The 8032-nt window shown below is 69.7% G+C and carries 8 protein-coding genes; 4 read left to right on the forward strand and 4 right to left on the reverse strand.

Annotation, left to right across the window (positions count from 1 at the left end):
- From G3I65_RS41015 to G3I65_RS41025, 3 genes are all read left to right on the forward strand, one after another.
- Nucleotides 1–245 (forward strand): hypothetical protein (locus tag G3I65_RS41015; protein WP_160700858.1); only part of this gene is annotated, 245 nt, incomplete at its 5' end.
- A 100-nt stretch (nt 246–345) separates the two neighbouring features.
- Nucleotides 346–855, forward strand: coding sequence for a hypothetical protein (locus G3I65_RS41020; protein WP_160700859.1), 510 nt, complete (start codon nt 346–348; stop codon nt 853–855).
- 90 nt (nt 856–945) lie between these two features.
- Entirely contained in the window at nt 946–1326 is a 381-nt protein-coding gene (locus G3I65_RS41025; protein WP_086856579.1) for an SPW repeat protein, read from the forward strand.
- On the opposite strand, the gene G3I65_RS41030 is transcribed toward G3I65_RS41025, so the two are convergent.
- The 4 genes from G3I65_RS41030 to G3I65_RS41045 all read right to left on the reverse strand — a co-directional run bounded on the left by G3I65_RS41030 (nt 1316) and on the right by G3I65_RS41045 (nt 6909).
- Complete coding sequence (locus G3I65_RS41030) at nt 1316–2383, reverse strand: DNA polymerase ligase N-terminal domain-containing protein (protein WP_160700860.1); 1068 nt, start codon at nt 2381–2383, stop codon at nt 1316–1318. The two genes, G3I65_RS41025 and G3I65_RS41030, sit on opposite strands and share 11 nt — an antisense overlap.
- 127 nt (nt 2384–2510) lie before the next feature.
- Entirely contained in the window at nt 2511–4520 is a 2010-nt protein-coding gene (locus tag G3I65_RS41035; RefSeq protein ID WP_160700861.1) for an ABC transporter ATP-binding protein, read from the reverse strand.
- Nucleotides 4517–6250 (reverse strand): ABC transporter ATP-binding protein, encoded by a 1734-nt coding sequence (locus tag G3I65_RS41040; protein WP_160700862.1) that lies wholly within the window; start codon nt 6248–6250, stop codon nt 4517–4519. The genes G3I65_RS41035 and G3I65_RS41040 overlap by 4 nt, the downstream gene beginning before the upstream one ends.
- The gene (locus tag G3I65_RS41045; protein ID WP_160700863.1) at nt 6244–6909 is read right to left on the reverse strand and encodes a TetR/AcrR family transcriptional regulator; all 666 of its coding nucleotides are present in this window, start codon (nt 6907–6909) and stop codon (nt 6244–6246) included. The genes G3I65_RS41040 and G3I65_RS41045 overlap by 7 nt, the downstream gene beginning before the upstream one ends.
- Before the next feature lie 350 nt (nt 6910–7259).
- Here G3I65_RS41045 and G3I65_RS41050 point away from each other — a divergent pair.
- On the forward strand, nt 7260–8032 hold a 773-nt coding region (locus G3I65_RS41050), incomplete at its 3' end, for an ATP-binding protein (protein ID WP_239071749.1).

Here is an 8032-nt window from a genome sequence, read left to right on the forward strand (position 1 = left end):
GCGTGTTCCGGGAGCTGCACGACCGCCGCGGCGCCGGGTACGCCCTGCTCAGCCTGGGCCGGACGCACGCGGCCGAGGACGCCGCGGCCGAGGCGGGGCGGTGCCTGCGCGGCTCGGCGGAGCTGTTCCGCGAGCTCGGGTTCCCGCTGTGGGAACTGCGGGCGCTGGGGGAGCTGGCCGCCGTGACCGGTGAATCCCCGGCGCGCGACCGCAGTCGTGAACTCTTGACGAAGATCAGGACCTGACGCCCTCTTGCCCCGGTCCGCGGCGGCGGTGTTTGGCGAAGTTATGGCCGACCCCATTTGGCTGCCGCCGTTCGGATCGTCGCACGAGAAGGAGCAAGGCATGCCGGGACAAGGGATTCTGGCGCGGGCGGCGCTGGGGCTGGTCGCTTCGGCGGCGACGGTGGTGTTCGCGACCATCGGCACCGCGTCGGCGAGCGTCGAGGTCACCAAGCTCACGCAGTCGCAGGCGGCGTCGCAGCTGTCCGCGGCCGGGGTGACGCACTCGTCCAGCGGCGGCTGCACGGACCGCTACAACTCGACGTGCACGTCGTACGAGCAGATCAACCAGAGCACGGTCAGCGGCGTCATCACGCTGAAGCGCGCGAGCGGCTGCGCGATCAACATCACCGGGGGCACCGAGACCGGGCACGCGTCCGGCACCTACAGCCACTGGAACGGCTACAAGGTCGACATCTCGCACAACAGCTGCATCGACTCCTACATCAAGAACAGCTTCGGCTACATCGGCCTGCGCGGCGACGGTTACCCGCAGTGGAAAGCCGGCTCCGGCAACCTCTACTGCGACGAAGGCAACCACTGGGACATCACGTACTACACCTGCGGCTGCTGACCGCCCGGGGCCTGTCCGTTCCGAGGGCGGCGGACAGGCCCCGGTTACCGGCCGCGACGGCCGGGTACCCGCGCGGGCGGAGGTGAAGAGATGACTTCGCACAGCACCCCGGCTCCCCGCCCGCGCACGGCGCTGATCGGCGCGGCGGCGGGCTTCGTCCTGCTGGCCGGGCTCTACCTGGTGCTGGCCCCGTGGATCGCCGGCTTCGGCGGCGCGGGCGTGCTCGCGCTGAGCGACACCCTCGTCGGCCTGGTCCTGATCGCGCTGGCGATCGCCCGCACGGCCACCCGGCGGCTCGCCCTGATCGGCTGGGTCGTCCCGGTACTGGGCGCGTGGGCCGCTGTCTCGCCGTGGCTGCTGCGCCACGGCGGCGAAACCCCGCCGTCGACGGGTGCCCTGATCGGCAACGTCGTGGCGGGCGCCGTGGTCGTCGTCGCGGGGGTGGCGCTGGCCCGGCGGGTCAGTTCCTGATCAGCAGCCAGTCACCCGAGGCGTCGCCGGGCCGGTACGGGCTGTCGGCCCGTTTCGCGACCACGCCGGGAAGGCCGTGCTGCCCGCTGGCCCCGGCGACGGCCTCGCCGCCACCGGTGTAGTAGCGCGGCACCTGCCAGTGCCGGTCCTCGATGGCCAGGCCGTCGAGCAGCTCCCGGCGTTTCGTGTACGGCAGGTCCAGGGTCGGCCTGCCGTCGAGGTGCAGGACGTCGGAAGCGAAGTAGAAGACCGGGCAATGGACCTTGAGCCGCTTCGCGGCGGCACCGTCGGCCTTGCGGCGTTCTTCGAGCCCGTCCGGGTACGGCTTGCCGTCCTTGATCACGACGACTTCGCCGTCCAGCAGCACTTCGGTCGACCCGAGCTCCTCGCCGAGCTTGTGCAGCTCGGGGTACCGCCCGGTGACGTCCGCGCCGGTCTCGTCGTGCGCGGTGACCCGGCCGCCGCAGACCAGCAGCATCGTCCGCAGGCCGCCCCAGGCGAATTCGTAGGCCCACGCGTCGTCGTCGGCGGGCAGGTCACCGGGCACGGCCGTCATCGGCTCGAGGAACTCGGGCGCGTCCTCGTGCCCGGGCTCGGCGGGGTCGAGGCGCCGCAGCGTCCAGTCGCGGTCGTCCTCGTCGTGCCGGTTGAGGAACAGGTACTTGCCGCGCGCGCGGCCGCCGTGGAAGACGACCTCGACCTTGTGGTCGTTCCAGTGCAGGGTTTCGTAGGTCCCGGTGTCCCACACGGTCATCCGGCCACCGCCGTACTCGCCGGCCGGGATCTCGCCTTCGAAGGTGAGGTACTCCATGGGGTGGTCTTCGGTGTGCACGGCGAGCCGGGGAACGCCGGGGGAGAGCGGCAGCCCCTTGGGCACGGCCCAGGAGACGAGCACGCCGTCGCGTTCGAGCCGGAAGTCCCAGTGCAGGCGGCTGGCGTGGTGTTCCTGGATGACGAAGAGGTCGTCGTCCCCGGGTACGGGCGGGCCGTCCGGCCAGGGTTCGGGGGTGCGGTCCTTGCCGCGTTTGCCGCGGTATTCCTCGAGTCTGTCGGCCATGGCCGCCCCGGTACCCCTTCCGCTGGAAGAACTTCCAGGGTACCGGGCGGCGGGCGGGATGACGTGAATGACTCATTCATGTCGTCGGACGACATGAATGAGTCATTCACTACACCGCCGGCGCGGCTCAGTCCGTCTCGGCCATCGCCTCGGCGAACTGGGCCGCGTACAGCCGCGCATACGCCCCACCGCTGCCCAGCAGCGTCTCGTGGTCGCCCTGCTCGACGATCTGCCCGTGCTCCATCACCAGGATCACGTCGGCGTCGCGGATCGTCGACAGCCGGTGCGCGATCACGAAGCTCGTCCGGCCGCTGCGCAGCGAGTTCATCGCGCGCTGGATGAGCACCTCGGTGCGGGTGTCCACCGAACTCGTCGCCTCGTCCAGGATCAGGATGACCGGCTTGGCCAGGAACGCCCGCGCCACCGTGATCAGCTGCTTCTCGCCCGCGCTGACCGTGCCGCCTTCGTCGTCGAGCACCGTGTCGTAGCCGTCCGGCAGCGTCCGGACGAAGCGGTCGACGTGCGTCGCCTTCGCGGCTTCGACGATCTCCTCGTGCGTCGGGTTGTCCGCGCCGTAGGCGATGTTCTCCGCGATCGTGCCGCCGAACAGCCACGCGTCCTGCAGCACCATGCCGGTCTGGTCGCGCAGTTCCTCGCGGTTCATCTTCGCGATGTCGACGCCGTCGAGCGTGATCCGGCCGCCGTCGAGCTCGTAGAAGCGCATGAGCAGGTTGACCAGTGTCGTCTTGCCCGCGCCGGTCGGGCCGACGATCGCCACCGTCTGGCCGGGTTCCACGGTCAGCGACAGGTCGTCGATCAGCGGCTTGTCCGGCAGGTAGCGGAAGGAGACGTCCTGGAACTCGACGCGCCCGCGCACCGGGGAGGGCCGCTCCGGCGAAGCGGGTTCCGGGCCCTGCTCCTCGGCGTCGAGCAGCGCGAACACCCGCTCGGCCGAGGCCACGCCGGACTGCAGCAGGTTCGCCATGCTCGCGATCTGCGTCACGGGCTGGCTGAACTGGCGCGAGTACTGGATGAACGCCTGCACCTCGCCGAGCGTCAGGCTGCCCGACGCCACGCGCAGCGCGCCGATCACCGCCACCAGCACGTAGCTCAGGTTGCCGATGAACATCATCGCCGGCTGGATCATGCCGGAGATGAACTGCGCCCTGAAGCTGGCCTGGTACAGGGTTTCGTTCTGCTTGTCGAAGATCGCCGCGGCCTCGTCGCGGCGGCCGAACACCTTGACCAGCGAGTGGCCGGTGTACATCTCCTCGACGTGTGCGTTGAGCTTCCCGGTCGTCGACCACTGCTTGATGAAGTTCGGCTGCGCCCGCTTGCCGATCTTGGCCGCCACGACGGCCGACAGCGGCACCGTGAGCAGCGCGATCAGCGCCAGCAGCGGCGAGATCAGGAACATCATGATCAGTACGCCGATCACCGTCAGCAGCGACGAGACGATCTGCGACAACGTCTGTTGCAGCGACATCGCCAGGTTGTCGATGTCGTTGGTGACGCGGGAAAGCACCTCGCCGCGCGGCTGGCGGTCGAAGTACTTCAGCGGCAGCCGCGAGAACTTGGCCTCGACCTCTTCGCGCAGCCGGTACACCGCCTGCTGCACCAGCGTCGTCGTCAGCCGGGCCTGGATCAGCCCGAAGAACGACGAGATCACGAACAGCGCCAGCACGGTGAGCAGGATCTGCCCGACCTTGTCGAAGTCGATGCCGACGCCCGGCACCAGGTCGACGCGGCTGTAGATGTCGGCGAGCGTGCCGTCGCCGCGGGCGCGCAGCCCGGCGACGATCTGCTCCTTGGTGACCCCCGGCGGCACCTGCTTGCCGAGCACGCCGGCGAGGATCGCGTCGGTGGCCTGGCCGAGGATCTTCGGGCCGATCACGGTGAGCGTGACGCTGGCCGCGCCGAGCACGAGCACGCCGATGAGCGCGACCCGCTGCGGGCGCAGCAGCCGCAGCAGCCGCTTCAGCGACCCCGTGAAGTCGAGCGCCTTCTCGGGCGGCGCGCCGCCTGCCATCCAGCGGCCGGGCCCGACCGTCGCGGCGCCGGTGTTCTTGTGCCGCTGCGCGGTCGGCCGTTCCCCGGCGTCGGTGACGGCGGCTTTGGGCGATTCCGTGGTGCTCACGCCGCCTCCTGTTCGGTGAGCTGGGACAGCACGATCTCCCGGTAGGTTTCGTTGCCGTCCATGAGTTCGTGGTGGGTGCCGGTGCCGACGACGCGGCCTTCGTCGAGGACGATGATCCGGTCGGCGTTGCGAATCGTGCTGACCCGCTGCGCCACGATGACCACCGTGGCGTCCGCCGTTTCCGCCACCAGCGCGCGGCGCAGGGCCGCGTCCGTCGCGTAGTCGAGCGCCGAGAACGAGTCGTCGAACAGGTAGATCTCCGGCTTGTGCACCAGCATCCGCGCGATCGCGAGCCGCTGGCGCTGCCCGCCCGAGACGTTCGTGCCGCCCTGGGAGATCGGCGCGTCGAGACCCTCGGGCATCGCTTCGACGAAGTCCTTGCCCTGCGCCACTTCCAGCGCGTGCCACAGCTCTTCGTCGGTCGCGTCCGGGTTGCCGTAGCGCAGGTTGCTCGCCACCGTGCCGGCGAACAGGTACGGCTTCTGCGGCACCAGCCCGACCGCGCGGGCGAGCACCGCCGGGTCCAGGTCGCGGACGTCGACGCCGTCGACCTTCACCGTGCCGCGGGTGGCGTCCATCAGCCGCGGGATCAGGTTGAGCAGCGTGGTCTTGCCGGTACCCGTCGAGCCGATCACCGCGGTGGTCTCACCCGGCCGCCCGATCAGCGAGATGTCGCACAGCACCGGCTTTTCCGCGCCGGGGTAACGGAATTCGACGCCGGACAGCTCCAGGTGCCCGTGTACCGCGCCCGGCCGGATCGGCGACACCGGCGGGCGGACGCTCGACTCGGTGTCGAGCACCTCGCTGATCCGCTCGGCGCTGACCTCGGCGCGCGGCACCATCATGAACATGAACGTGGCCATCATGACGGCCATCAGGATCTGCAGCAGGTAGGACAGGAACGCGGTCATCGCGCCGATCTGCATGCTGCCGGAGTCGATCCGCTGCCCGCCGAACCACAGCACCGCGACGCTGGAGGTGTTCATCACCAGCATGACGATCGGGAACATCAGCGCCATCAGCTTGCCGACCCGCAGCGACACGGTGAGCAGCTGGTCGTTGGCGACGTCGAAGCGCTCCCGCTCGTGCTTGTCGCGGACGAACGCGCGGATGACGCGGATGCCCATGATCTGCTCGCGCAGGATCTGGTTGATCCGGTCGATCCGCTCCTGCATCAGCCGGAACGCCGGGCGCATCTTGGCGATGATCGTGCCGACCGCGACCGCGAGCACCGGCACGATGACCAGCAGCAGCGACGAGAGCGGCACGTCGAGGTTCAGCGCGAGGATGATCCCGCCGACGCACATGATCGGCGCCGACACCATCAGGGTCAGCGTCATCAGCACCAGCATCTGGATCTGCTGGACGTCGTTGGTGGTGCGGGTGATCAGCGACGGCGTGCCGAACTGGCCGACTTCGCGGGCGGAGAAGTCCTGCACCCGGTGGAAGACGCCGGCGCGGATGTCGCGGCCGATCGCCATCGCGGTCCGGGCGCCGAAGTACACCGCGCCGATCGAGCCGGCGATCTGCGCGAGCGTGATGACGAGCATCATCGCGCCGACGCGCAGGATGTAGTCCATGTCGCCCTTGATCAGGCCGTTGTCGACGATGTCGGCGTTCAGCGTCGGCAGGTAGAGCATGGCGATCGTCTGCACGAGCTGGAGCGCGACGATCACCCACAGCGTGCTCCGGTACGGGCGCAGGTGACTGCGCAGGAGCTTGACTAGCACAACGATTCCCCCAGTGGAGTGGTGGTCGGTTCGGGTTGTGGCGCAGCGGTGCCGGCCGTCAGGGTGGGCATCCCCGCGGAAAGCTCGTCCAGCAGCCGTTCCAGAATCGGGAGGAACGGTTCGCCTTCGGTGGTGAACCAGTTGGTGAAGGCCACCCGGACAGCGCTTTCCACCGAGGCCGCCATCAGCCGGCACAACAGGTGGTCCACACCGCCCACCCGTTTCGCGATCGTTTCGGCCAGGACGCGCTCGACAGCGGCGTGGGCGTTCAGGAACTCCCCGCGCAGCATGAGCCGTCCCATCAGCTCACGGATACGCGCAACATACGCGCGATCGGGCTCGCCCTCACGCGAATATTGCTCGAGCACCGCGTGCTTGACCGAGTCCCAGAGCGGCTCGCCGTCCGGCCGCGCGAGCAGGGCTTCGCGCATCCCCTCGTGCCGGTCGACGACGACCGAGCAGACCGCCTGCTCCTTGCTGGAGAAGTAGTTGTTGAATGTACGGGGTGACACGCCGACCTCGGTGGCGATGTCCTCGACCTTCACGTTCTCCAGCCCGCGGTCCAGCGTCAGCCGCAGTGCCGCTTGGGCGAGCGCCTTGCGGGCTTCGCGCTTCTTGCGCTCGCGCAGGGTCAGCTTGGGTGGTTCGTCCGGCGGCATGAACAGAGTGTAGCGAAAAACTTGCGTGCCCCGCAAAAAAGTGCGTGGCCCGCAAGTTTGGGACGAATCGGGCATGACCAGGGTTTTCGTGGTCGCACGGCCGGTGAGCTGCGGGATCGGGCGCCGTGTGCGCTCCGTTGCCGGGTGCAAGATGCAAAAATGAGCCGAATGGCCTAGCCCACTGCGCTCACCAGCAGCGACGGTGCCGAAATCCGGTCACGTCGAGCGATCACGTGGGGACCGGCTGTGGACATCCGCCGAACCTTTCTGCTTGCATGTCCGGCATCGCCGCCCGGGGGTCGGCGCGATGCAGCCGTTGCCGAACCTGAGCAAGGAAGAAGTGGGACCACATGGCGAGCCGGGCCCGGGAACTCCTGGATCGATCACGCGTCCTGCTGGACCGCTCGCGGGTGGCCGCCGCGCAGTACCTCACCGCGCCGCCGAAGCACTCCGCGCACGAGCCGCCCGCCGGCCCGGCGATCGCGCAGCTGTCGCGCCCCGAACCGACGCCGGCGCCGCCGCCCGCGGACGAAGGCGTCCTGGCCGAGATCTGCGCCAGCGTGGCGCTGCGTGACCTCAACCTGCTCGACCAGCTCCTCGCCCGGCTCGAAGAGCTCGAAGCGGGGGAGGAGGACCACCACCGCCTCGCCGAGCTCTACCAGCTCGACCACCTCGCCACGCGGCTGCGGCGCAACGCCGAGAACCTGCGCGTGCTGGCCGGGCAGGACACCGCCGACGACGCCGCCCGCGCGACCTCGGTGCTCGACCTGGTGCGCGCGGCGATGTCCTCGATCGACCACTACGCCCGGATCACGATCGGCCGGGTGGTGAACCTCGGGGTCGTCGGCTTCGCCGCCGAGGACCTGGGCCGGGTGCTCGCGGAACTGCTCGACAACGCCGCCAACCAGTCCTCGCCCAGCTCGCCGGTGCACGTCAGCGCGCACCTGACCGAGCAGGGCAGCGTGCTCGTCCGGATCGAAGACGAAGGCATCGGCATCCCCGCCGACCGCGTCGACGGCCTCAACCGGCGGCTGGCCGCGGGCGGCGACCTCGACGACGCCTCGGCGCGGCACATGGGCCTCGCCGTGGTCGCCCGGCTCGCCGCGCGCCACGACGTCAGCGT

The sequence above is a fragment of the Amycolatopsis sp. SID8362 genome, assembly GCF_010550475.1.
In the GTDB taxonomy this organism is placed as follows: Bacteria; Actinomycetota; Actinomycetes; order Mycobacteriales; family Pseudonocardiaceae; genus Amycolatopsis; species Amycolatopsis eburnea.

Bases quoted from the DNA above. Each gene is read 5' to 3' on its own strand.
- G3I65_RS41020 (WP_160700859.1), top strand. From the start codon at position 346: ATGCCGGGACAAGGGATTCTGGCGCGGGCGGCGCTGGGGCTGGTCGCT.
- G3I65_RS41025 (WP_086856579.1), top strand. From the start codon at position 946: ATGACTTCGCACAGCACCCCGGCTCCCCGCCCGCGCACGGCGCTGATC.
- G3I65_RS41030 (WP_160700860.1), bottom strand. From the start codon at position 2,383: ATGGCCGACAGACTCGAGGAATACCGCGGCAAACGCGGCAAGGACCGC.
- G3I65_RS41045 (WP_160700863.1), bottom strand. From the start codon at position 6,909: ATGCCGCCGGACGAACCACCCAAGCTGACCCTGCGCGAGCGCAAGAAG.